The 24,459-nt window shown below is 30.3% G+C and carries 21 protein-coding genes; 7 read left to right on the top strand and 14 right to left on the bottom strand.

What is annotated here, in order from left to right; all coding sequences use genetic code 11:
- Window positions 1-69 precede the first annotated feature (69 nt).
- The 3 genes from Q4586_RS01635 (at window position 70) to Q4586_RS01625 (ending at window position 3,215) form a co-directional block, all read left to right on the top strand.
- Window positions 70-1,065, top strand: coding sequence for an NAD(P)H-dependent glycerol-3-phosphate dehydrogenase (locus tag Q4586_RS01635; protein ID WP_303525755.1), 996 nt, complete (start codon window positions 70-72; stop codon window positions 1,063-1,065).
- 217 nt (window positions 1,066-1,282) lie between these two features.
- Entirely contained in the window at window positions 1,283-1,942 is a 660-nt protein-coding gene (locus tag Q4586_RS01630; RefSeq protein WP_068702004.1) for a hypothetical protein, read from the top strand.
- A gap of 4 nt (window positions 1,943-1,946) precedes the next feature.
- Complete coding sequence (locus Q4586_RS01625; protein ID WP_303525752.1) at window positions 1,947-3,215, top strand: MFS transporter; 1,269 nt, start codon at window positions 1,947-1,949, stop codon at window positions 3,213-3,215.
- A 63-nt stretch (window positions 3,216-3,278) separates the two neighbouring features.
- Here the strand turns inward: Q4586_RS01625 and Q4586_RS01620 are convergent, their stop codons facing one another.
- From Q4586_RS01620 to Q4586_RS01595, 6 genes are all read right to left on the bottom strand, one after another.
- A complete protein-coding gene (locus tag Q4586_RS01620; RefSeq protein ID WP_068702000.1) occupies window positions 3,279-3,785 on the bottom strand; it encodes a hypothetical protein in 507 nt (168 codons plus the stop codon).
- A gap of 86 nt (window positions 3,786-3,871) precedes the next feature.
- Window positions 3,872-5,518, bottom strand: a complete 1,647-nt coding sequence (locus Q4586_RS01615; protein ID WP_303525749.1) for a glycerol-3-phosphate dehydrogenase/oxidase — start codon at window positions 5,516-5,518, stop codon at window positions 3,872-3,874.
- Between the two features lie 89 nt (window positions 5,519-5,607).
- Complete coding sequence (locus Q4586_RS01610) at window positions 5,608-6,048, bottom strand: YHS domain-containing (seleno)protein (protein WP_068701996.1); 441 nt, start codon at window positions 6,046-6,048, stop codon at window positions 5,608-5,610.
- 1 nt (window position 6,049) lies between these two features.
- Entirely contained in the window at window positions 6,050-6,499 is a 450-nt protein-coding gene (locus tag Q4586_RS01605; protein WP_068701994.1) for a YHS domain-containing (seleno)protein, read from the bottom strand.
- A gap of 53 nt (window positions 6,500-6,552) precedes the next feature.
- Window positions 6,553-7,527 (bottom strand): LuxE/PaaK family acyltransferase, encoded by a 975-nt coding sequence (locus Q4586_RS01600; RefSeq protein WP_303525746.1) that lies wholly within the window; start codon window positions 7,525-7,527, stop codon window positions 6,553-6,555.
- 146 nt (window positions 7,528-7,673) lie between these two features.
- Entirely contained in the window at window positions 7,674-8,726 is a 1,053-nt protein-coding gene (locus Q4586_RS01595) for an isoaspartyl peptidase/L-asparaginase family protein (protein WP_303525743.1), read from the bottom strand.
- Between the two features lie 112 nt (window positions 8,727-8,838).
- Here Q4586_RS01595 and amaB point away from each other — a divergent pair, with 112 nt between their 5' ends.
- Complete coding sequence (amaB, locus tag Q4586_RS01590; protein WP_028888108.1) at window positions 8,839-10,380, top strand: L-piperidine-6-carboxylate dehydrogenase; 1,542 nt, start codon at window positions 8,839-8,841, stop codon at window positions 10,378-10,380.
- A gap of 73 nt (window positions 10,381-10,453) precedes the next feature.
- Here the strand turns inward: amaB and Q4586_RS01585 are convergent, their stop codons facing one another.
- Complete coding sequence (locus Q4586_RS01585) at window positions 10,454-10,834, bottom strand: ankyrin repeat domain-containing protein (RefSeq protein WP_068701988.1); 381 nt, start codon at window positions 10,832-10,834, stop codon at window positions 10,454-10,456.
- A gap of 324 nt (window positions 10,835-11,158) precedes the next feature.
- Between Q4586_RS01585 and Q4586_RS01580 the strand changes: the two genes are divergently transcribed.
- Window positions 11,159-13,480 carry a GH92 family glycosyl hydrolase gene (locus Q4586_RS01580; RefSeq protein WP_303525736.1) on the top strand — a complete coding sequence of 774 codons (2,322 nt, stop codon included), beginning with the start codon at window positions 11,159-11,161 and terminating at the stop codon, window positions 13,478-13,480.
- Between the two features lie 61 nt (window positions 13,481-13,541).
- Here Q4586_RS01580 and Q4586_RS01575 read toward each other — a convergent pair whose 3' ends face one another.
- The 4 genes from Q4586_RS01575 to Q4586_RS01560 form a co-directional block, all read right to left on the bottom strand.
- Window positions 13,542-14,681, bottom strand: coding sequence for an ATP-binding protein (locus Q4586_RS01575; RefSeq protein ID WP_303525733.1), 1,140 nt, complete (start codon window positions 14,679-14,681; stop codon window positions 13,542-13,544).
- A 3-nt stretch (window positions 14,682-14,684) separates the two neighbouring features.
- A complete protein-coding gene (locus tag Q4586_RS01570; protein ID WP_303525731.1) occupies window positions 14,685-15,440 on the bottom strand; it encodes an SDR family NAD(P)-dependent oxidoreductase in 756 nt (251 codons plus the stop codon).
- Window positions 15,441-15,569: 129 nt separating this feature from the next.
- Window positions 15,570-16,481: a hypothetical protein gene (locus Q4586_RS01565; protein ID WP_303525728.1), complete on the bottom strand. Its 912-nt coding sequence runs from the start codon at window positions 16,479-16,481 to the stop codon at window positions 15,570-15,572.
- Between the two features lie 82 nt (window positions 16,482-16,563).
- On the bottom strand, window positions 16,564-17,049 hold the full coding sequence (locus Q4586_RS01560; RefSeq protein ID WP_303525725.1) for a hypothetical protein: 486 nt from the start codon (window positions 17,047-17,049) through the stop codon (window positions 16,564-16,566).
- A 76-nt stretch (window positions 17,050-17,125) separates the two neighbouring features.
- Here Q4586_RS01560 and Q4586_RS01555 point away from each other — a divergent pair, with 76 nt between their 5' ends.
- Window positions 17,126-18,232 carry an NAD(P)/FAD-dependent oxidoreductase gene (locus Q4586_RS01555; RefSeq protein WP_303525979.1) on the top strand — a complete coding sequence of 369 codons (1,107 nt, stop codon included), beginning with the start codon at window positions 17,126-17,128 and terminating at the stop codon, window positions 18,230-18,232.
- Window positions 18,229-18,678, top strand: a complete 450-nt coding sequence (locus tag Q4586_RS01550; protein WP_303525723.1) for a 3-oxoacyl-ACP synthase — start codon at window positions 18,229-18,231, stop codon at window positions 18,676-18,678. The genes Q4586_RS01555 and Q4586_RS01550 overlap by 4 nt, the downstream gene beginning before the upstream one ends.
- A 165-nt stretch (window positions 18,679-18,843) precedes the next feature.
- Here the strand turns inward: Q4586_RS01550 and Q4586_RS01545 are convergent, their stop codons facing one another.
- From Q4586_RS01545 to Q4586_RS01535, 3 genes are all read right to left on the bottom strand, one after another.
- Window positions 18,844-19,782: an ABC transporter ATP-binding protein gene (locus Q4586_RS01545; RefSeq protein WP_303525721.1), complete on the bottom strand. Its 939-nt coding sequence runs from the start codon at window positions 19,780-19,782 to the stop codon at window positions 18,844-18,846.
- Window positions 19,783-20,046: 264 nt separating this feature from the next.
- A complete protein-coding gene (locus Q4586_RS01540; protein WP_303525719.1) occupies window positions 20,047-22,137 on the bottom strand; it encodes a M13 family metallopeptidase in 2,091 nt (696 codons plus the stop codon).
- Window positions 22,138-22,245: 108 nt separating this feature from the next.
- Window positions 22,246-24,405 (bottom strand): prolyl oligopeptidase family serine peptidase, encoded by a 2,160-nt coding sequence (locus Q4586_RS01535; RefSeq protein WP_303525717.1) that lies wholly within the window; start codon window positions 24,403-24,405, stop codon window positions 22,246-22,248.
- Window positions 24,406-24,459 lie beyond the last annotated feature (54 nt).

The raw sequence follows: 24,459 nt of genomic DNA, 5'->3' as shown, positions 1-24,459 counted from the left end.
TATAATACCCTTAAGGTTTAGATAGTAGTATATAGTTTTATTAATTTTGTGTAACAAACAAACTACGATATGAGTAAGCAAACTAAAATAGCAGTTTTAGGTGGCGGAAGTTGGGCTACTGCCATTGTAAAAATGTTATCTGAAAATTTAGACACTATTGGATGGTATATGCGAAGTATATATGCTATTGAACATATAAAACGTAATAAGCATAACCCTAGTTATTTAAGCTCTGCAGAATTACATCCAGAACAATTAGATTTATCAGAGGATATGAATTATATCGTTAAAAATTACGATATATTAATTTTTGCAATTCCTTCTGCTTTTGTAAATACTGAACTCGAAAAATTAACTGCATCATTAAAAAATAAAATAATTTTTTCAGCAATTAAAGGAATTGTACCTGAAACAGGATTGATTGTTGGCGAACATTTTCATCAAAAATATAATATACCTTTTAATAATATTGGGGTAATTACTGGGCCTTGTCATGCAGAAGAGGTTGCAATGGAACGTTTATCGTATTTAACTTTAGCTTGTCAAGATCAAGGAAAAGCAACCGATTTAAGTAAGTACATTTCGGGGCGTTATATAAAAACTAAAATATCTGATGATATTATTGGTACCGAATATGCAGCTATGTTAAAAAATATTTATGCTATTGCAGCTGGTATTGCTCATGGTTTAGGATATGGTGATAATTTTCAGGCAGTATTAATGAGTAACGGTATAAGAGAGATGAAACGTTTTATTAAAAAGGTACATAAAATGAAACGTAATATTAATAACTCAGCTTATTTAGGTGATTTATTAGTTACCGGATATTCAGTTTTTAGTAGAAATAGAATGTTTGGTAATATGATTGGTAAAGGCTACACTGTAAAATCGGCAATGTTAGAAATGAGTATGGTTGCTGAAGGGTATTATGCTACTAAGAGTGCTTTTGAAATCAATCAAAAAAATGGCGCAAAAACCCCTATAATTGATGCTGTGTACAATGTGTTATACGGTAAAAAAGAAGCGAAAGATGAGTTTTTAAAGTTAACAAATAGATTAGATTAGTTGTTTGCATTTGTACAAATAATCCTTCTTAATAAAAAGAAGTTGACCCATCAATCGCTTCTGTAATTTAGTTGTGTAGGTTTTGTATAAGAAACAAATTTAATTTAAAATTCTGATTAACAAATATTTTTGTAGTATTTATTACAAATATTTAAAAATAGATTAATTTTACTGTTAGTTATATTTTAATTATTTTTGTTTAAAATTAAACAAATAAATGAAAACAATTCAAGAAGCCGTAGAAATTACAATAAGAAAAACTCCTTTTATTGAAGAGGCTTTAAATGAAAAGTTAATCAATGTATCTTCGTTAGCAAGAGTTGTACTACCAGAAGTATCTAAATTACTTAAAAAGGATGTAAAGGTTGGTGCAGTTATGATGGCTATAAATAGATTATCACCTGCAAATGAACTTCGTGTTCGAAAAAATATTAAAAAATTAGCACTCGATTTAGGAGACGTTATTGTTCGATCTGATTTATGTGATTTTACCTTTAAAAATACGCCATCATTATTAAAAGAAATTGCTAAAATTTTAAGTAAATCAGCTGATAGTAATGATTACTTTTTAACGGTTTCTCAAGGAATTTTCGAAACAAATATTGTTACCAGTAAAAATTTACAACATTATGTAGAAGAAATTTTTAAAAGTGAAACATTAATAAATAATGTTAATGATTTAGCTTCTATAACCATTAAACTTCCTAAGGATAACTTAGAACAGTCAGGGATTTATTACTTTATTTTAAAGCAATTTGCTTGGGCAAATATTGCTGTACAAGAAGTAATTTCTACAACTCATGAAATGACGATTGTTGTAAAAGAAGAAGATGTAAACGAAACTTTTGCTATTTTGATGGATCTAAAACTGAATTAATAAAATGGATAAAAAAGATCCTTACGCATCACTAAGAATCAAAGAGTTTAATATTTTTCTTTTAGTTCGTTTTGCGTTAGTTTTTGCATGGTCTATGCAATTTATTATTATCGAATGGCAAGTGTATAGTATTACTAAAAATCCGTTATCATTAGGTATTATAGGTTTAATGGAAGTAATTCCGGCGGTATCAATGGCATTATTTGCAGGGCATATTGTTGATCAGAAAGAAAAACGAAATTTACTAGCACTCTGCATCGGTGCCTTTTCTTTAATAAGTTTAGGCTTATTTTTTTTAACACTACCAAGTTTTATTGAAGGATGGAAAAAAAACACAGTGTTATATGCTATATACGCATTGGTTTTTTTTGGTGGACTTTTACGTTCATTCTTTGGACCAACTATATTTTCATTAATAGCCTTAATAGTACCTAAAAAATTATATCCTAATGCAGCAACCTGGAGTAGTTCTACTTGGCAAATGGCCTCGGTATTAGGACCCGCTTTTGCTGGTTTTACCATTTCGTGGATGGGCGTTCATTGGTCACTTTGTATTGTTTTCGGATTAGTATTATTCTCTTTCTTAATGGTGTTTTTTGTAAAAAAGAAACCAATATTAAATCCAAAAATTGGAGAACCAGTAATGAAAAGTTTAAGAGAAGGGGTTCGTTTTGTATTTAAAACAAAAGCTATTTTGGGTGCCATTACTTTAGATATGATTTCGGTACTTTTTGGAGGGGCAGTAGCTTTATTACCTATATATGCGCAAGATATTTTAAAAGTAGGACCTGAAGGTTTTGGTGCCTTACGCGCAGCACCAGCAATAGGAGCTTTTTTAACAATGTTAATTACTGCTTATATACCTATTAGTAAAAATGCTGGAATGAAGCTATTAGCGGCTATTTTTGGCTTTGGTATTTGTATTATTGTATTTGGTTTGTCATCCGTATTTTGGATTTCGATACTTGCTTTATTTTTTAGTGGTGTTACCGACGGAGTTTCAATGGTAATACGTCAAACAATTTTACAATTAAAAACTCCCGATCATATGCGAGGTAGAGTAGCTTCGGTAAATTCGATGTTTGTTGGTTCTTCTAACGAATTAGGCGCTTTTGAAAGTGGTGTTACAGCAAAGTTAATGGGAACGGTAACAGCTGTTGTTTTTGGCGGAACTATGACCTTAATTACCGTTGTAACTACAGGAATTATAAACCCTACATTACGAAAGTTAGATTTAACAAAGGATTTAGAGGCGCATGAAAATATAACATAAAAAAAAGAGGTAGTATTTTAAAATACTACCTCTTTTTTTTATTGTTAAAATTAGAAACTTAATTTATGACATATCCATATAACTAATTTTAGTAATAAGGTTTGATGTTTGATCAAATTCGATATTCACAAAAATATCACAATCTTCACAAGTTGAATATAAAATACTTTTAGCACCATTTCTTCCTACGCTAAAAACAATAGTACCTAATTTACTTATATTATCTCCAATAGTAATATTTATATCTTTAATAGCCAAAGTAGCATCCTTACTATTTACTTCAAATGATTCTATATAAGGTTTGCTTTTTCCAAGAGTTGAAAAATCAATTTTAAGGCCATTAAAAACAAAATAATAATACGTTTCGTTTTCGTCAACTTTATATGAAGTTACTGCACCTAATAAGGTTTCAACTTTGGGTTGATTACCTTTAGTTTTTTTTAAATCAACTAATTTTGCACTATTTATTTTAAGATTATCAAAATCAGTATCAGATATAATATTTACTGATTGAGCAAAACTTATAAAGCTTGTGAATAGAAATAATACAACTATAATTTTTAGTTTCATCTTACTGAAATTTAGGGGATAACAATAGTTTTTTAATTTTAAAAAATTAAGGTCAGCAAAGATACAATATTATTGTTAGTTATATATTATATGAAATTTATGGCTAAATCTATTTTACTTTCTAACTCTTGTAGTTGTATTTCAGTAGCTGCTTCTGACCAATTAAAGTATTTAACAAACTCATTTAAAATTGCTTTTTTATAGGTGTCTACACTTGGTTTATCAAAAAATAAACGTCCGGTACGCCTCATAAAAAAGTCAGTTGGTGTACAAGTCATTTCATGATTAATGGTAAACCAAACTTCGGCTTTTAATAAACGAAGTTCTAAATTAGTTTCTTTTAATTCATCAAACTTATCAATAATAATGTCGGTTTGTTTTCCATAATTATGTATTAAATAAGCAGCATCTGTTTTTGTAAATCCATAATTTTTTAGATTTTTAAAAACTTGATTGATATAGATATTTACAGATTTATAATTTTGAAATGGTCCGCCAGCTAATACAATTTCTTCGGTTTGTATTGGGTCAAATTCTGATTCGAAACGACGTTTCATTTTTTTAGCAACCATATCAACAATACGTTCTGCCATTTTACGGTATCCTGTAAGTTTACCTCCAGCAATTGATATTAGTTTGGTGTCTGAAACAAAAATTTCATCTTTACGAGATAACTCTGAAGCCGATTTACCTTCTTCATGTATTAAGGGACGTAAGCCTGCCCAAGACGATTGTATATCATCTAAAGTTAAAGTAACATTTTCAAACATATTATTTACCGCTTCAATTAAATACAAAGCATCAACAATTGAAGTTTTTACTTCATTTTTATCTTGTTGATAATTGGTATCAGTAGTACCAAAATAGGTAACTTTTCCACGAGGAATAGCAAACATCATTCGACCATCGGGCACATCAAAATAAACCGATTGTTTTACAGGTAATTTATCATGAGCTACCACCAAATGTACACCTTTTGTTAAGTGTAATCTTTTACCAATTTTAGAGTTGTTAATTTGTCGTAATTCATCTACCCAAGGTCCTGCGGCGTTTACTACATATTTAGCATTAATATTGTAGTTTTCATTTGTAAATTCATCAGTAACTTTTGCGCCAACAACTCTATTTTTTTCATAGATAAATTCGGTTGCTTTTGTATAATTTAATACTTGAGCATTGTATTGAGTGGCTGTTTTTAAAACTTCTATGGTTAAACGCGCATCATCAGTACGATATTCGGCATAATAACCAGCACCGTTTAAAATAGCTGATGGTAACAAAGGTTCTTTTATTAAAGCTTCATTTTTTGTTAACATTTTACGCTTATCATCTCCTTCAACCGCAGCTAAAACATCGTACACTTTTAGGCCTACAGAGGTTAACCATGAACCATAAGTTCCACCATCAATAAGTGGTAAAATCATTTTTTCAGGAACCACTAAATGTGGTGCTAACTTATGTACAATGGCACGCTCGGTACCTACTTCTTTTACTAACCAAAAATCAAACTGCTTTAAATAACGTAAACCACCATGAATTAATTTAGTCGATTTACTTGAAGTACCTGAAGCAAAATCATTCTTTTCAATTAAAGCAACTTTCATTCCTCGAGAAGCGGCATCTAATGCAATACCTGCGCCGGTAATTCCGCCACCAATAATTAAAATATCATATTCGGTTTCTTGTAATTCTTTTTGAATATTTTTTCGGTTGAAAAAAGAAAAATTGTTCATCGGTAGCTTTTTTATGTAACAAAAATAAGAAAAAAAAGAGCTGAATAATTTCAGCTCTTTTAAAAAGATTTTTTAAAGATAAAATAGTATTAATTAGTTATTTTTTTCCAATTTTTATTGGCTTGTTTCCTTAATTTTTCAGGGTTTTCTTGTTGCCAAAGTTTTAAGGTATTGGTTCCCCAAGAATTGTAAAACAAGTACAATTTATGGTTTCTAATTTCAAAGGTTTTTGGATTAATACTTACTTTTTTTCCTGTTTTACCAATAGCATATGCACAATAACCACCATATTGCGGAATATATTTTACTGGGTTTTTTTGAAATAATTGTAAGTTTTTTTGTGATGAAAATAAAAAAGAGACGCCTTTGTATTTTGCGCTAATTTTTTTATTTCCTTTTACAGCTTTATTTGAAAAATAAGCAACCACGTCATAACCATTTGCTAGTACTCCATTTTTAGTATTGTACTCTTTTTGTTGACTGTATATAGTGGTCGAAAATAAAAAAAGAAAGAGATATAAAAACTTCATGTTATTTATTTTTTAAGGTTTTCCAATTAATATCTCCTTTTTCTCTTCTTTTTTCAACATCTCCTTCTTGCCAATTTTCTAAAACACTACCAATCCATGGATTATAAAAAAGGTATAATTTATGATCTCTAATTTCATAAAATTCGGGATCGATGTACATTTTTTTATTTCTTTCAGCTACGGCATACGCACAATAACCACCATATTGCGGAATATATTTTGTCGGGTTTTCATTAAAAGTCTGTAAGTTTTTTTCGGTTGAAAACTTAAATTTTACACCATCATATGTAGTTTGAAATTTCTTTTTACCTGTTAAAGGTTTTTTATTTACAAAATAAGAAACTACATCATAACCTTCAGCAACAAAGCCTTTTTTAGTATTATAACTTGTTTTTTGCGCAGCTAAATTAAAACTAGCTGTTATGAATAGTAAAACTAGTAGATTTTTCATAAAAAGTAAATTTTTATGAAAGTCGAGAATCAAATAGAAACCTTACAAAATAATTACAAAACCATTAAATTACAGCCACGTATATCAGAATTATCAAAACGACCAATAACCTCAAAGTTATTGTCAGTGTATACTTTTCCTAAATCTTGGGTTGCAATAAAAGAACAAGAATTATAATTAGCTAAGTCGATAACATTAATTCCGCCTGATTTTTCTTTTGGTAAAATAGTTAAAGCATCTTCAGTATCTCTAATTAAAATACTCATCCAAGGCGGGCAATTAAAAACACCATTTCCTTTAGAGTAAGCTTGACTTAACAATTCGGTCATTCCATATTCTGAGTGAATTTTTTGAACACCAAAACCTTCTCCTAAAATTTGATGTAATTCGTTTCTTATAAGCTCTTTTCTTCTTCCTTTCATTCCACCTGTTTCCATAATAATGGTGTTTTTAAGGATAAATTTCTGCTGTTCAATTAAATCTAATAAAGCAAAAGAAACGCCAATAAGTAGTATTTTTTGACCTTTTTTATCTAATTCAATTAGTTTTTTTGCTAATTCCTCTAAATTATCGAGGTAAAAACCACTTTCAGGTTGTTCAGATTTTTTAATTAAATCATCAACCATATACACCAATGAAGATCCTTTACGTTCTAAATAATTAGGCAATAATGCTAAAACAACATATTCTTTTATATCTCCATAGAAATAATTAAAACCATCTAAATAACTAGTTTCATACCAAGATAAATCTGTAACATGATGTTTACTAGTTATACTTCCAGTAGTTCCAGAACTTGAAAATATTTCTTGAATTTTATCAGTAGATGAAAGTATTTCTTTTGTTTTAAAAAATTGAATTGGCAAAAAAGGAATTTGTTCAATAGCCTTTACATCTGATGAATGAATATATAACAAATCACAAAAAGAACGGTACACTTTATTGTTTTTAAATTGATGTTTAAAAACATCTAGAGCAACTTGTTCAAACTCTTCTGAATTTTTAATATTAAAAATCTTGTCTTCCATATATTTTACAAAAATAAGATTATAAAGAGTACTATTTTTTTAAATGTACCATAAAATAAACGAAAAATGAGAGTTTATGTTTTGTTTATAATAATGTTATTATTCTGTAAAACTAGGTGAAGCGTTCATAATAAAACTTTTAGTACTTAATCCTTATAAATTTTCACCACTAAATCACCTTTATCATTCATAGAAGCTCTGTACATCCCTGCGGTATTAAATTCAAAAGACATGTTTCCATTTTTATCTAAAGCCACAACACCACCAGTACCACCAAGCGCAGTAAGTTTATTTTGAATAACATCTTTTGTAGCTTCTTTTAATGTTTTTTGTTGATACTCCATTTGTGCAGAAATATCATAAGCTACTTGCCCTCTAATAAAATATTCACCCCAACCAGTTGAAGAAACACCACAAGTTTTATTGTTTGCATAAGTACCAGAACCAATAACAGGTGAATCACCAATTCTACCCCAACGTTTATTAGTCATTCCACCAGTAGAAGTTCCAGCAGAAATATTTCCACTTTTATCTAAAGCTACACAACCCACAGTTCCGAACTTTGCATTTTTAATATCAGCATCATAAAAAGCAGCCTTTTTATCGTCGTGATCTAAAGCTGTTTTATTTTTATCTTTTATTCTTTGAAGAGATTTAAAACGTTTTTCTGTATAAAAGTAACTAGGATCAACAGTTTCTAACCCTTTTTCTTTAGCAAAAATTACTGCACCTTTTCCTGAAAGCATCACATGGTCTGAATCTGTCATAACTTTTATAGCTAATTCTATTGGACTTTTTACACTTGTTACACCCGCAACAGCACCAGCATTTAATGTTCTTCCATCCATAAAAGAAGCATCTAATTCATTCGTTTCTTCGTGCGTAAAAACAGCTCCTTTACCAGCATTAAATAATGGAGATTCTTCCATAATTTGAATACTTTTCATAACTGCTTCTTGACTTGTACCTCCATTTTTAAGGATAGTATGACCAATTTTGATAGCTTCTTCTAATTTAGCCTTATAAGCAGCTTCATTTTCATCAGACATATTTTTCTTTAAAATAGTTCCTGCACCACCATGAATTATAATAGCAAAATCATTTACTTTTTTAGAAACTTCTTTTGTTGATGGTGTTTTTTCTGTTTTACAACCAAATGAGATTAAAAAAATTGAAGTAATGAAAAGAAGTTTCCTCATAATTAAATGTTTAAAATTAAACAATAAGTATTGTTTTTGTTGAATTTAGATATATGTAAATTTATTTGTAATTTCGTTCTTCTAATGTAAACAACAAAAACGGAACAACAAAATGGCAGATTTTGGAATTAAAGAAGCTTTAGCTCAATTAGGAGTAAAGGATATAAATGATGGAACTTCTACAGGTTCTAACAATTTTTCTAATGGAGAAATTATTGAAAGTTACTCTCCAGTTGATGGAAAGTTAATAGGAAAAGTAAAAGCGACTACAAGAGAAGATTACGATAAGGTAATGGATACGGCAACTAAAGCTTTTTTAAGTTTTAGAGATATGCCAGCTCCACAGAGAGGAGAAATTGTTCGTCAGTTTGGTAATAAATTAAGAGATTTAAAAGAACCTTTAGGTAAATTAGTTTCTTATGAAATGGGTAAATCTTTACAAGAAGGTTACGGTGAAGTTCAAGAAATGATTGACATCTGTGATTTTGCTGTAGGATTATCAAGACAATTAAATGGTCAAACAATTCCATCTGAACGTCCAGGACACGTAATGAGAGAGCAATGGCACCCAATTGGTGTTGTTGGTATTATATCTGCATTTAACTTTCCTGTTGCAGTTTGGGCTTGGAATACAGCTTTAGCTTGGATTTGTGGTGACGTATGTGTTTGGAAAGGTTCTGAAAAAGCACCTTTATGTGCTGTAGCATGTCAGAACATTATTGCTGATGTTTTAAAACAAAATAATTTACCAGAAGGAATTTCTTGTATTATTAATGGAGATTACAAGGTTGGTGAAATGATGACTACCGATACTCGCATTCCTTTAGTATCTGCTACAGGTTCTACAAGAATGGGAAGAATTGTTGGAGCAACAGTTGCAGGACGTTTCGGAAAATCTTTATTAGAATTAGGAGGAAACAATGCAATTATTATTACACCAACTGCTGATTTAAAAGTGGTTGTTCCTGGTGCTGTATTTGGTGCTGTTGGAACTTGTGGACAACGTTGTACTTCTACAAGAAGATTAATTATTCACGAATCTGTATATGATAAAGTAAGAGATGCAATTGTTGGTGCTTATGGACAATTAACTATTGGTAACCCTTTAGATGAAAAGAATCATATTGGGCCGTTAATTGATCATGATGCTGTAAATACTTATTTAGCTGCAATTGAAAAAGCAAAAGCTGAAGGAGGTAACGTATTAGTTGAAGGTGGAGTTTTAGAAGGAGAAGGTTACGAAAGCGGATGTTACGTAAAACCAGCTATTATTGAAGCAGAAAATCATTTTGAAATTGTTCAACATGAAACTTTTGCTCCAATTTTATATTTAATGAAGTATTCTGGAGAAGTTGAAAATGCCATAGCAAAACAAAATGGTGTTGCTCAAGGATTATCTTCGGCAATTATGACGAACGAAATGAAAGAAGCTGAAAAATTCTTATCATATGCTGGTTCTGATTGTGGTATTGCAAATGTAAACATCGGAACATCTGGTGCTGAAATTGGTGGTGCTTTTGGAGGTGAAAAAGAAACAGGTGGTGGACGTGAGTCTGGATCTGATGCTTGGAAAGTTTACATGAGAAGACAAACAAATACTGTAAATTATTCTGATGAATTGCCTTTAGCGCAAGGAATAAAGTTTGATTTATAGGTAAAATTATATTATATAAATAAAAAGGGATATCAAATTTTGATATCCCTTTTTTAATAAAATTCGAGATGTTTTATTTTTTTAATGCTGCAGCAATAACTTTATAGGCATCATTTGCTTTAGACATTTTAGCATACTGCAAAGCTGTGTATCCTTTTTTAGATTTTGTTTTTAATTTAGCACCATTCTTAATAAGAAGCGTTACAATCTTAGTTTTATTATATCTAGCAGCAAACATTAACGGAGTTAAGCCCGTAGATTTTTTGTTAACATCAGTCCCATTTTCAACCATTGCTTTAACAGCTTCGAAATTACCTGAAGTAATTAATTTACAAAAAGTATTTACATTCGGATATTCAATTACTGTATTTAAAGCAGTTTTATTTATTTCTGAGGCAGTAATAGTTCCGAAAGATAATGCGATCGCCAATGTAGTAAAGATAAATTTTTTCATAATGTTAAGTTTTTCAATATTTAGGTTTATTTATTAAAAAGACGACGATTTAAATAAAAGGTTTCAAAGGCTTTGAATACTTAACAAATATTTAGGATTACTTCTTAAAGTATCCTTAAAACGAAGCGTTTGTTGTAAAATAAATAGATGTTTGTATAATAACGTTTTCTTTTTTGATTTACAGAAATTTCTATTTGTTTAAAATTAAACAATATTAATGATAATGTTAAAAATGTTTACGCTTTATGTTTTTAATATTATAAAGGTGCTTTTTTACTTTTTTTTTACTTTTTTAGCAGTATAAATATACTTTTATTAAAAATTATGAAAAAATACAGATTCCTTTTACTAGCCTTAAGTTTTTGTTTATCAATAATAAGCTGTAAAGAAGCACAAAAAGAAAATTTAATAACAAAGGAGATTAAAAAAGATTTTACAAAACATGTAAATCCTTTAATTGGAACCAGTAAAATGGGACATGTTTTTCCTGGAGCAACAGCTCCTTTTGGAATGGTACAGTTAAGTCCGCAGACTAATTTTGAAGTTATGTTTAATAAAAACGGTAGCTACAATAGTAAAACATATGAATACTGTGCGGGTTATCAACATAAAGATTCAACAATTATAGGTTTTGCCCACACTAATTTTAGCGGAACAGGACATGCCGATTTAGGTGATTTTTTGGTAATGCCAACTACAGGAAAATTAACATTAGATCCGTTAAAAACAAAAGAAGGAACTAAAGGATTTTATTCAAGGTTTTCACATGATACTGAAAAAGCATCTCCAGGTTACTATAAAGTTAATTTAGATAGTTACAATATAAAAGCTGAATTAACAGCTAGCGAGCGTGTTGGTTTTCATCAATATACATTTCCTAAATCTAACGATTCTCATATTATTTTAGATTTAGTTTATAACATATACCATCATGATAATAAAAATGTTTGGACATTTATTCGTGTAGAAAATGATAGTTTAATAACTGGTTATAGGCAAACAAAAGGATGGGCAAGAACCAAAAAAGTGTTTTTTGCAATGCAGTTTTCTAAACCGTTTAAAAGTTACGGTCATAAAAAATACAATAAAGAAACGTATGATGGTTTTTACAGACGTTTTAAACAAAATGAAAACTTTCCTGAAATGGCAGGAAAAGATATAAGAGCTTATTTTAATTTTGATACAGAAGAAGGTGAAAAAATAAATGTAAAATTTGCCTTATCACCAGTAAGTACAAATGGAGCTTTAAACAATTTAAAACAAGAAATTCCGCATTGGAATTTTAATAAAACAGTACAAGAAACAAAAGATAAATGGAATAATGAATTGGGTAAAATTGATGTAGAAACAATTTCTGAAAAAGATAAAACTACTTTTTATACCGCTTTATATCACACTAATTTATCACCTATTTTGTACGAAGATGTTGATGGGAGGTATCGTGGACTAGACCAAAACATACATACTTCTGATGGTTTTACTAATTATACGATATTTTCTCTTTGGGATACTTACCGCGCATTACATCCTTTATACAATATAACACAACCAAAGCGAAACAACGACATGATAAAATCGATGTTAGCACATCACGATCAAAGTGTGCATAATATGTTACCAATTTGGAGTCATTATGCCAACGAAAACTGGTGCATGATTGGGTATCATGCTACTTCAGTTATTGCAGATGCATTAGCAAAAAATGTAGGAGATTTTGATGTGAATCACGCACTTAAAGCATCAACAAACACAGCCACTGTTCGTTATTTTGATGGTATTGGAGATTATATAGATTATAAATATGTTCCAGAAGACAAAAGCCACTCATCAGTATCAAAAACACTAGAATATGCTTACAACGATTGGTGTATTGCTCAAATTGCCAAAAAAGTAGGAAATGCTGAGGTAGAAAAAGAGTATTTAACAAGATCAACCTATTATAAAAATGTGTACGATCCAACAATCGGATTTATGCGACCTAAGTTATCAGATGGTACTTTTAGAAAAAACTTTGATCCAATGGATACTCATGGACAAGGATTTATTGAAGGAAATGCATGGAATTATGGATTGTATGTCCCTCAAAATATTGATAAGATGATTGAAATGATGGGTGGTAAAGAAAAATTCAGCAAACAATTAGATGAATTATTTACTACAGAAATAGCTGATAAGTATATTTCGAATCATGAAGATATTACTCGCGACGGAATTATAGGAAATTATGTTCATGGTAACGAGCCAGGACATCACATTCCGTATTTATATAATTGGACAGGGCATCCTAAAAAAACACAACAAAGAGTTCGTATGATTATGGATACCATGTATAGTGATACCGTTGATGGTTTGTGTGGTAATGATGATGCTGGTCAAATGAGTGCTTGGTATATATTTAGTAGTTTAGGGTTTTATCCTGTAACACCAGGTTCGCCAAATTATGCCATAGGAAGCCCAAATATTAAAGAAGCTACTATTTATTTAGAAAATGGAAAAGTCTTAAAAATTACGGCTCAAAATCAAAGTAAAGAAAACGTATTTGTAAAAAGTATAACAGTAAACGGTAAGAAAATAACTGATAATGTACTTTCTCATGCTGATATTATAAACGGAGGAGAACTTATTTTTGAAATGAGTAAAGAGTAAAAATATTATCTATGAAAAATAAAGCTTTCAAATAAGATTACTTATTTGGAAGCTTTTTAAGTTAATTATATTTCACTTTTCGTAATACCCGCATTGCTTCTTTATACTTGATGTAAGTTGTTTTGTTTTCTAAATTTTTAATGTAGGTTTTGGCTTTTTTAAGTTGTTTTGGAGCTTCTAAAAATCCATTTAAATAACAAATTAAGTAGGAGGTAGGTAGTTTATAAATATCTTCATTATCAATTACCGAAAGCGGTTTGTTATTTTCAATTTTAGTAATAATACGATTATTATTATCGTAAATATGTTTTAAAATTATAGGATCAAATAATGGTGCTTTAAATAAAAATTCGGTAATAATATCGTGTTTACCATTGTCTTTAAAATGTATTATAGTTTTTTCTAAAGGATATCGTTTTTGACTTTTATCGATTCCTAATACAATATATTCGGTTATTATAAATGATTGTTCATTATAACTAATTTGAACATCATCTAGGGCAGAAAAAAACAAACGCACTTGTTCATTTATTAATTCAATATCAACACGTGTAAAAAACTCTTTATTATTAATCAATTTCTTTTTACCTGCCCAACACAATACAAATTGTTCTTTAAATACTTTGTATTGCGGATTATATTCAGGCTTATGATTGTTGATAAAATCAAAAACTCCATCGAGCGTTAATTGTATATTATTACTAGCATTTTTTTCAATAGCTGCAACAATAGTGTTATTTTTATTATTAGGTTTAAAATCATTTTCAATAGGTATTGAATTACTTCCTCTGCGAAAAAAAACAGTATTTTTACGATATTTCCAAATGTTTTTTAAAAGTGCTGTTGTTTGATTATTCGGATAAATAGTAACTAAGCCAATTACTTTATGTCTTGGTAAACGCGGAAATGGCACATTTTCATAATCAATTTTAGGAGGATTTTTTAAATAGGCATTTACCAAATTCTGAATTTTACTATCGTCGTAAAAATCAACTCCCATAATTTTATTTTCTTCATCTTCAACCCCAATAACTATATAAGAATTGTTATTGGGGTTAGAGTTTGAAAGCGCACAAATATGTTTTATAAACTTGGCTTTTCCTTCTTTAGAATTTAAAGATAATTTTTGCTTTTTATCATAAAAACTATTCTCATCATTATGAGAAAGTAAGTTTTTAATTAAAAGGCGTTTATTAATCACAATTTACATGTTTTTATTAATTATTGAAGCGGTAGCTTGTGCAGTAGGGTACACCACTAAATCTTCAATATTTACATGGTAAGGCCTGCTGATTACAAAGTAAATAATATCAGCAATATCTTCAGGTTGTAATGCTTTGTAGCCTTGATATACAGTTTTTGCTCTCTCGGTATCTCCTTTAAAACGAACGTCTGAAAATTCAGTTTCTACCAATCCAGGATGAATTGCTGATACTCTAATATTGTGTTTATTTAAATCAATACGCATTCCTTTATTTAAAGCATCTACGGCAAATTTTGAGGCACAATACACATTTCCGTTCGGATATACTTCTTTACTAGCAATAGAGCCGATGTTAAGGATAAAACCGTTATTTCTATTAACCATTTGCGGAATTATAGCTTTCGAAACATATAATAGCCCTTTTACATTTCCATCAATCATGGCATCCCAATCATCAATACTTCCTTCTTGAATGCTATTTAATCCATGGGCATTACCTGCATTGTTAATTAAAATATCTATGTGTTTAAATTCACTAGGTAAGTTGCCAATGGCTTGTTGTACTTGTTCTTTATAACGAACATCGAATTGTAGTGTATGTACTTTTGTTAAGGCAGAAAGTTCGTGTTGTAACTCACTTAATTTATTGGCACGTCTTCCGCAGATAATAAGCTTGATATTATTTTTAGCAAATAATATAGCAGTTGCCTTACCAATACCAGAGGTAGCTCCCGTAATTAAAGCTGTTTGTTGCATGTTTTAGTTTTTTATAAAGGTAAAATATTTTATGTTAAGCATATATTATAAAACATAAAAACCGCTCTATTGCTAGAGCGGTTTCTTTTAGTTGGCTACTACCCCAACCAAAAATCAACTAACCAAACTTTATTTTAAATGTTTTCTATCAACGGTTTTACGTTGTATTTTAGTACGTTTTCTATTGCTATTCCTTACAGTAGATTTTGTAATACTTTTATTTTCTTTTTTTAAATATTGTACAAATTCTCTACCAGAAAAAGTGTATGTTGTTTCAGAACTTAGGTGAAATAATTGTATCCTTTCATCATTTATAACGCTTAACTCAAACTCTTCTGTATCTCCGCCATCATAATTAAGTGTTAAAAGTTTTAAATTATTAAAACCTGATATGTTATCAATTTGATAACCACCTTCGTAGTCCCAATTTATGTAATCAATATTTGTGCCAAAAGCATCGTGTGATGAATAAAAAGTTACATCATTTTCAGGTGTAAATTGTAAAAAATGTTCGTTATCAAAAAGGTTTGGAGTTCCGCCAGAAGTAGCCGTTCTTTCCCAAGCTACATATTCTTGTAAAAAGTATTCGATATTGTCATAAAATAATTTATCATAATTAAAATTGCTTCTTTGATATCCAATTAAGTAGTAGCTTACGTTTTGTGATAAATCATCAATTCTAATTTCATCATCTGCTAATTGCACCACTTCAAAATTATAATTACCATCTAAATCATGATAAGTTTCTAAGACAGTTCCACGAGGAACATAATCACCAACAGCAATTCCTAATCCGTTACCAGTTTTACCAATATCAACAATATTGTTATTTGCATACATGGTTCCGTTTAAAAAAGAAACTGTAAAAGCTTTTGATAAAAACGAAACATCACCATTACCAGTAGTTCTGTGGTAATCGATATACCATAAATCATAGCTTGAAATATATTCGTTTAATGAAAAATCAGTATCCTGAACCACACAAGATGTTAATGTTATACTTGTTACAAGGGTTAATAAGAGTAATTTTACACGTTTCATAAGCATTGGTTTTATGGTTATACTTACTGAATTTCAAAATACGTGCCAAAAATAAAAAACACCTCATATGAGGTGTTTTTTGTTAGTTTTGAGGTTTTACTGTGGGCATAAAAACTCTTTTATTTTTTTTAATACTTTCTATTTTATAATAATGAATTTTCTCATCTACCTTATAAGCAACTATAGCTTCATTCTCTTTTAATTCAAAAGGAAATTCCTCTTTGGTTTTTGGGGTATTTCCATATTCTTTTTTAGGATTTGCATTTAAAATCAAATCTTTTCTATCTTTATTTATTGAGGTTTTATAACGAGCAGCAATGTATTTTTTACTTTGTTTTTGTTCAATTACAGGGGTAATCATTCTATTTTGAAAATATACTTTTTGAAAATCAATAGTCTTATTTGAAGTAAATTCAATCATTAAATTAAGGGTATTGTTGCCTGGTAAACCACCAGTAATATGAGAGTATGCTGCTGATTTTATTATAAAAGGAGGATTAGTATCTAGCTTTGTACTTGCACATTGCGTAAAGCTTAAAGCCAAAATTAAGATTCCGAATAACTTCATAATATTACTTTTTATTGTTTAAATTTAAATATTCAAGTAGTGTGCCAAGGTACAAATATATATGGACTTTAAGATGTTGAATTACAGTTATTGGGAGTTAAAAGAGTGGTTTACAAATGTAGATTTTACCATTATTGGTAGTGGAATTGTAGGTTTAAATTGTGCATTGAATTTAAGAAAAAAATATCCGAAAGCTAAAATAATAATTTTAGAAAGAGGAATGTTGCCTCAAGGAGCAAGTACTAAAAATGCCGGTTTTGCGTGTTTTGGTAGTTTATCGGAACTGATTGATGATTTAAAAACTCATACCGAACAAGAGGTATATAATTTGGTTGAAAAACGTTGGAAAGGTCTACAACTATTACGAAAAACACTTGGTGATAAAAACATCGATTTTCAACAAAATAAGGGTTTTGAATTATTTGAAGGTAAAGAGTTTTATGATGAATGCTTGGTTGAAAAAAATAAGATTAACCAATTATTAAAACCACTTTTTTCTTCGGATGTTTTTTTTGTTGATGATAATATTTTTAAATTTAAAAACATACAGCAAAACTATATAACCAATCAGTTTGAAGGGCAAATTGATACCGGTAAAATGGTAGCGCATCTACTTCAGGTAATTCAGCAAAGTGATATAAAAATTTTAAATAATATTACCGTAAAAAGTGTCGAAGAAACTGGGAATAAAGTAGCTATACAAACCAATAAAATTAGCTTTTCCACCAATAAATTATTGATTGCAACTAACGGGTTTGCAAATCAATTATTAAACGAAAATATACAACCAGCAAGAGCACAAGTATTAATTACAAAACCAATTAAAAACCTTCATGTTAAAGGAACTTTTCATTTAGATAAAGGCTATTATTATTTTAGAAATATTGATGATAGAATTTTGTTTGGAGGTGGAAGAAATCTTGATTTTAAGGCAGAAGAAACTTTAGAGTTTGGAGAAACAACAATCATTCAAAATAAATTAGAAAAGATTTTAAAAACAACTATTTTACCCAATACTAATTTTGAAATTGAACATAGATGGAGTGGAATTATGGGTGTTGGAAGTCAGAAAAAAGCAATTGTAAAACAATTGTCAAATAATGTTTTTTGCGGAGTTCGTTTAGGTGGTATGGGAATTGCGATTGGTAGTTTGGTAGGAAAAGAATTAGCTGATTTATTATGAAAGTAAAAGAAGAATTATACGCTCAATGCATTTCGTATGTAAATAAAAGACAGCAAACGGTTGAAGAGATAATTTTATCCAATCAAAAAGCATTACAATCTGAAACTAAAAGCTCAGCAGGCGATAAACATGAAACTGGTAGAGCAATGTTACAGTTAGAAATGGAAAAAGCAGGGCAACAACTCACCGGAATTACAAAAATGAAAGAAATACTTTCTAAAATAAAAATTGATAACAGTTCAAATATTGCACATTTAGGAAGTGTAGTTAAAACCACTAACGCTACTTTTTTTTTAAGTATTAGTGCAGGTCAATTTGTGGTGAATAATCAAAATTATTTTGCTGTTTCTGTATCTTCACCAATAGGGAGTATTTTATTAGGAAAAAGGGTAGGAGATAGTTTTGCATTTAATAATATAAAACAAGTGATAAAAGACGTTTTTTAATTTTAAAGTAGGGTAATTTAGTAGTTAGCTGTTTGTAAAATAGGAAAGTTTGCTACACCCTTCAAATGAAAAAGAATTTTATAATGCACTTTTATTTAATAAGATAGAAGTGTATTTTTTTAAAAGTCTTAAAAAATTTTAAAAGAGTTGAGTAATTATTTTGAATTAATTTAAAACAGTTTCTTTAAATTTCAAAGAAACTGTTTTTTTAGTTTCTAATACTGATGTATGGTTTAGATATAGAATTTTTCCGTTATAATTTACTTCAATAAGCCAATAATATCCTTTAAAGTAATTGTTAACAACTATAGCTTTTATTTTTGACTTTTCAATAATTTTTATTTGATGTGGGTATAATAAAACTGTTTTATTATTGATAAATACTTCATTCACATCATCAAACAACGAAGCGATATATTTTAATTTCGGATTTTGATACAGGTTTTTAGGGGTATCATTTGCTATTATTTGGTAGTTTCTAATAACAATCATTTTATCAGCAAATGATAGTGCTTCGTTACCATCGTGAGTGGCTACAATACAGGCAATATTTTTTTCTTTTAAATAACTAAATAAGTTTCTACGAAGCGAACTTTTTTTAAAGTTATCTATTTGACTAAAAGGTTCGTCTAACAATAATAATTCAGGCTCTTTTGCCAATGCACGAGCAATTGCAACACGTTGTTGTTGCCCGCCGCTTAAGTTTTTTACTTTTGTGTTAGCAAAAGAAGTCATTTCTATAACTTCTAATAATTCTTGAGTTCTTCGTTCAGCTTCTTGAGGATAAAAACGAGATAAAAACTTTTTAATATTTTCAGTTACGGATGTAAAAGGCATTAAATCGAAATCTTGCGCAACGTATTTAAAAAAATCCATTCCAGGAACTAAGTGATGTTTTGGTCCTAAAATTTGTATGTCATTCCAAAATAAGCTTCCTTTATTTACATCTAATAACCCATAAATGGCTTTTAATAAGGTAGATTTTCCGCAACCACTTTCGCCCATAATACATAAATGTTCTCCTTTTTTAAGTTGAAAATTTATATTTTTAAGTGTTGCTTTTTCTTTAGAATAAGCAAATGAAATGTTGTTAACTTGTAGCATACTTGCAAAAATATGTTTTTATCGTTTGTTGCGTTAGTGATTGAACGGTTTGTTTGAGCTCTTTTTTTGAGGAACGAAAAAAAAAGCGAGTAGTGAAAGCGCGACCACTTGTGGTAACGCCCAACTTCTCGATACAATTTTTTTGTGTTTTAAAAATCACTCGAAGTGACAGGAATAAAAAAAAACCGACACTTTCGTATCGGTTTTCTTTGATATAGTTTGTACAATTACCCGTAAAGAAAATCATTACAAAAGACACTGTGTCTACCAGATTCTAACTCTTTCTTCTGGTTTTAGATACATTTTATCGCCTTCTTTTACGTTGAACGCTTCGTAAAAAGCATCTACGTTTTTAAGAGGCATGTAAGCTCTGTATTGACCAGGTGCGTGGGTGTTTGTCATGATTAAGTTTTTTAAAGCTTCATCACGCATTTTTGTTCTCCAAATTGTTCCCCAAGAAAGGAAAAAACGTTGTTCAGCAGTAAATCCGTCAATATCAGCAGGTCTTCCGTTTTTTGCTAAGAAAATTTGTAAACCTTCATAAGCAGCTTGTACACCACCTAAATCACCAATGTTTTCACCTAAAGTAAATTCACCGTTTAAGTGCATGCTATCAATAGCAACGATATCGCTGTATTGTTTTACTAATTGCTTACCAATTACGGCAAATTTTTCAGAATCAGAATCTGTCCACCAGTTTTTAAGGTTTCCGTCACCGTCAAAACGAGCTCCAGAATCATCAAAACTATGAGAAATTTCGTGACCAATTACTGCTCCGATACCACCATAATTTACAGCTTCATCAGCTTTATAATCATAAAAAGGAGGTTGTAAAATTGCAGCTGGAAATACGATTTCGTTATTTACAGGATTAAAGTAAGCATTTACAGTTTGAGGCGCCATTCCCCATTCTGTTCTATCTACAGCTTTCCCTAGTTTTTCCATGTTTTTGTTGTAATTCCATTTGGTAACATTTTTAGCGTTATCAAAATAAGAACCACCGTTTTCTAATCCTTTTACTTGTAATTCAGAATAGTCTTTCCAAACATCAGGATAGGCAATTTTAACCGTTAATTTGTGTAATTTTTCTAATGCTTTTGTTTTAGTTTCTTCACTCATCCACTCTAAACCAGCAATACGCTTTTCGAAACCTAACATTACATTGTCGATCATTTCTTTTGCTTTCGCTTTAGCTTCTGGTGGAAACATTTTTTCGACATATAATTTACCTAAAGCCTCACCAACAGCACCATTTAAGTTACCTAAAGCACGCTCGTTTCTTGGACGTTGTTGCTTTGCACCACGCATTTCTTTACTGTAAAATTCCCAGTTAGCAGTTTCTAAATCGGTAGATAATACTCCTAATGAACCGTTAATGGTGTTCCAACGTAATAATAATTTAATATCATCAACAGAACGCTCGTTTAAAATTCCGCTTAATGCTTTAAAGTATCCAAGATCGGTAACAATTATTTTTTCGATATCGTTAACTCCAATACCTTTTAAGTGTGCTGCCCAGTCGATTGCAGGAGCCAATTCGCTTAATTCAGCAACTGTCATAGGGTTATACATTTTACGTGTATCTCTGCGCTCTTCTTTGGTCATCATTGGTGTTGCTAAACTTTTTTCGAAAGCAACAATAGTTTCTGCATTCTTTTTAGCTGTAGCTTCATCATCACCAAAAGTAACTAACATCTTAGCAACAAATTCTTGATACTTAGCTAACTTGTCTGCTACTTTAGTATCTACGTAATAATCACGCGATAAACCTAAACTACCAGCGCCCATATAACCTGCGTATTGGCTACTGTTTTTTAAATCGTTATACACCCCAAAACCATAAAAACCACCGCCACCGTAAGGTGCCATGTTTGTAATATAGTTTTCTACATCTTTTTTAGATTTTATTTCATCAATTTTAGCTAAAAAAGGTTTGATTGGCTCAATACCTTGTTTGTTTCTGGCAACAGTATCCATGATGGTTTCGTAATAGTTTACTGCTTTTTCTTGATCAGAATCTATTTCGTTTCCTTGAGCGTCTTTTACTTTTGGAAAATTACCTTCTTCAATGGCTTTGTTTAAAATAACTAATACATCAGCATCTGTTTTTTTACGTAATTCACCAAAACCTCCCCAAGAAGTTCGGTCGGCAGGAATTTCGGTTTTATCTAACCAACTTCCGTTTACGTATCTAAAAAAATCATCTGTAGGTTTTACAGAAGTATCCATGTTTTCTAAAATAATTCCTTGAGATTTCTCTTCAGGACTTTGCTGAGTTTTTGGACCTGTTTTACACGAGGCAATAGCTAAAGAAGCAACAGCAGTGGTAAACAGCATTTTGTGAATGGTTTTCATTGTGTATGATTTGATTAATTTGATTACAAGTGATATTTAACCGTTTTCTTTCTTCTTTAGCTTTTCTTTTCTTGTATAAGAGTATTAAAAATTAAAATTGTTACAGTTTTAACTTTTAATTTTTGATTTAGGATTATTTGGTAATTGTTTAAAGCCCATATTATGTAATGTGAACCCGAAAATATCAGCATATTGCTCGATAGTTTTTGCTACCGGAGTTCCTGCTCCGTGACCTGCATTAGTTTCAATACGAATTAACACAGGGCTTTTACCTTGTTGTTTGTCTTGTAATTCTGCTGCAAATTTAAAACTGTGTGCTGGTACTACACGATCATCATGATCACCAGTGGTTACCATTGTTGCTGGATATGAAACTCCTTTTTTAACGTTATGTACAGGTGAATATCCTTTTAAATAATTAAACATTTCTTTGCTTTGTTCTGCAGTTCCGTAATCGTAAGCCCATCCTGCGCCAGCAGTAAAGGTGTGGTAGCGTAACATATCTAAAACACCAACGGCTGGTAAGGCAACTTTCATTAAATCTGGTCGTTGTGTCATGGTTGCACCTACTAATAAACCTCCGTTTGAACCTCCTCGTACGGCAAGGAAATCAGATGAAGTATATTTTTGGTTGATTAAATACTCAGCAGCAGCAATAAAATCATCAAATACATTTTGTTTTTTTAACTGTGTTCCTGCATCGTGCCATTTTTTACCATATTCACCACCACCACGTAAGTTTGGTACGGCATATACACCTCCTTGTTCCATCCAAACAGCGTTTGCAATACTAAATGATGGCGTTAAGCTAACATTAAATCCACCGTAACCATATAAAATTGTTGGGTTTTTACCGTTTAATTCTAATCCTTTTTTATAAGTAATAATCATCGGAACTTTTGTTCCGTCTTTTGATGTGTAAAAAACCTGTTTACTTTCGTAATTATCTGGATTAAAAGATATCGCTGGTTTCCAATAAAGAGCGTAGGTTCCGTCGGTTGGATTAAATTTATAAGATGAACTTGGCGTATTGTAATTGGTAAATGAGAAATACAATTCTTTAGCGGTTGTTTTTCCTCCAAAACCACCAGCAGATCCAACTCCTGGTAACTTTACTTCACGAATTAATTTTCCATCAAAATCATATTGTAAAATTTTTGAAACCGCATCTACCATATATTCTGCAAAGAAATATCCAGCTCCTGTTGATGGAGATAATACATTTTCAGTTTCAGCAATTAAATCTTTCCAGTTTTCTGGAGTTGGATTTTTAGCATCAACAGTAACAATTTTTTTATTAGGAGCGTTTAGGTTTGTAACTAAGTATAATTTATCATCACGATTATCAATTACGTAAGTATCACTATCATAATTATCTAAAATAGTTACTAGTTTACTATTAGGTGTTGTTAAATCTTTTAAAAACAGCTTGTTTCCTGAGGTTGAGGTTGAGGCTGAAATAATTAAATAGTTGTCATCTTCGGTTAAAGAACCTCCAACATATCTGTTTTTTTCTTCGGCAGTTGCGCCAAAAATAACAGGATCGTTACTTTGCTTTGTATTTAATTTATGATAATATAATTTGTGTTGATCTGTTTTTGCAGAAAGTTCACTTCCTTTAGGTTTGTCGTAACTAGAGTAGTAAAAACCTTCGTTTGCTTTCCATGCAATTCCAGAAAATTTTACGTCAACTAAAGTATCGCCAATAATTTCTTTGTTTTTGGCATTCATTACAATAATTTTACGCCAATCGCTACCACCTTCAGAAATTGAATAAGCAACAATACTACCATCTTTTGAAAAATTTACGGCACCTAAAGAAGTAGTACCATCTTCAGAAAATGTATTTGGATCTAAAAAAACCTCTTCTTTTCCGTTTTCATCTTTTCTATATAACACATACTGATTTTGCAATCCGTTATTTTTATAAAAGTAAGTATGTTCACCTTCTTTAAAAGGAGTTCCTATTTTTTCGTAATTCCATAGTTCAGATAATCGATCTTTTAATTGTTCGCGGTATGGTATTTTACTTAAATAATCAAAAGTAACTTCATTTTCAGCTTTAACCCAAGCCTCAGTTTCTTTACTTTTATCATCTTCTAACCAACGGTAATTATCGGTTACTTTGGTACCAAAGTATTCATCTACAACAGGTTTTTTTGCTGTTTCAGGGTAATTCAAAATAGGGTCGTTTTTAACTTTTTTTTCGGTGTTACAAGATACCAATAAAGTACCTGCACAAATAATTGGAAGCAGTATTTTTTTCATGATATAAGAATAGTTAATTCTTTCAAAGTTAGCAGAAAAAATAAGTAGCCTCTT

It is taken from the genome of Tenacibaculum soleae, from assembly GCF_030549005.1.
Classification (GTDB): Bacteria; Bacteroidota; Bacteroidia; order Flavobacteriales; family Flavobacteriaceae; genus Polaribacter; species Polaribacter soleae.
This window is presented reverse-complemented; position numbering and strand designations above follow the sequence as displayed.

Coding starts and splice junctions, on each gene's coding strand:
- Q4586_RS01635 (WP_303525755.1), top strand. CDS start 70: ATGAGTAAGCAAACTAAAATAGCAGTTTTAGGTGGCGGAAGTTGGGCT.
- Q4586_RS01630 (WP_068702004.1), top strand. CDS start 1,283: ATGAAAACAATTCAAGAAGCCGTAGAAATTACAATAAGAAAAACTCCT.
- Q4586_RS01625 (WP_303525752.1), top strand. CDS start 1,947: ATGGATAAAAAAGATCCTTACGCATCACTAAGAATCAAAGAGTTTAAT.
- Q4586_RS01620 (WP_068702000.1), bottom strand. CDS start 3,785: ATGAAACTAAAAATTATAGTTGTATTATTTCTATTCACAAGCTTTATA.
- Q4586_RS01615 (WP_303525749.1), bottom strand. CDS start 5,518: ATGAACAATTTTTCTTTTTTCAACCGAAAAAATATTCAAAAAGAATTA.
- Q4586_RS01610 (WP_068701996.1), bottom strand. CDS start 6,048: ATGAAGTTTTTATATCTCTTTCTTTTTTTATTTTCGACCACTATATAC.
- Q4586_RS01605 (WP_068701994.1), bottom strand. CDS start 6,499: ATGAAAAATCTACTAGTTTTACTATTCATAACAGCTAGTTTTAATTTA.
- Q4586_RS01600 (WP_303525746.1), bottom strand. CDS start 7,527: ATGGAAGACAAGATTTTTAATATTAAAAATTCAGAAGAGTTTGAACAA.
- Q4586_RS01595 (WP_303525743.1), bottom strand. CDS start 8,726: ATGAGGAAACTTCTTTTCATTACTTCAATTTTTTTAATCTCATTTGGT.
- amaB (WP_028888108.1), top strand. CDS start 8,839: ATGGCAGATTTTGGAATTAAAGAAGCTTTAGCTCAATTAGGAGTAAAG.
- Q4586_RS01585 (WP_068701988.1), bottom strand. CDS start 10,834: ATGAAAAAATTTATCTTTACTACATTGGCGATCGCATTATCTTTCGGA.
- Q4586_RS01580 (WP_303525736.1), top strand. CDS start 11,159: ATGAAAAAATACAGATTCCTTTTACTAGCCTTAAGTTTTTGTTTATCA.
- Q4586_RS01570 (WP_303525731.1), bottom strand. CDS start 15,440: ATGCAACAAACAGCTTTAATTACGGGAGCTACCTCTGGTATTGGTAAG.
- Q4586_RS01565 (WP_303525728.1), bottom strand. CDS start 16,481: ATGAAACGTGTAAAATTACTCTTATTAACCCTTGTAACAAGTATAACA.
- Q4586_RS01560 (WP_303525725.1), bottom strand. CDS start 17,049: ATGAAGTTATTCGGAATCTTAATTTTGGCTTTAAGCTTTACGCAATGT.
- Q4586_RS01550 (WP_303525723.1), top strand. CDS start 18,229: ATGAAAGTAAAAGAAGAATTATACGCTCAATGCATTTCGTATGTAAAT.
- Q4586_RS01545 (WP_303525721.1), bottom strand. CDS start 19,782: ATGCTACAAGTTAACAACATTTCATTTGCTTATTCTAAAGAAAAAGCA.
- Q4586_RS01540 (WP_303525719.1), bottom strand. CDS start 22,137: ATGAAAACCATTCACAAAATGCTGTTTACCACTGCTGTTGCTTCTTTA.
- Q4586_RS01535 (WP_303525717.1), bottom strand. CDS start 24,405: ATGAAAAAAATACTGCTTCCAATTATTTGTGCAGGTACTTTATTGGTA.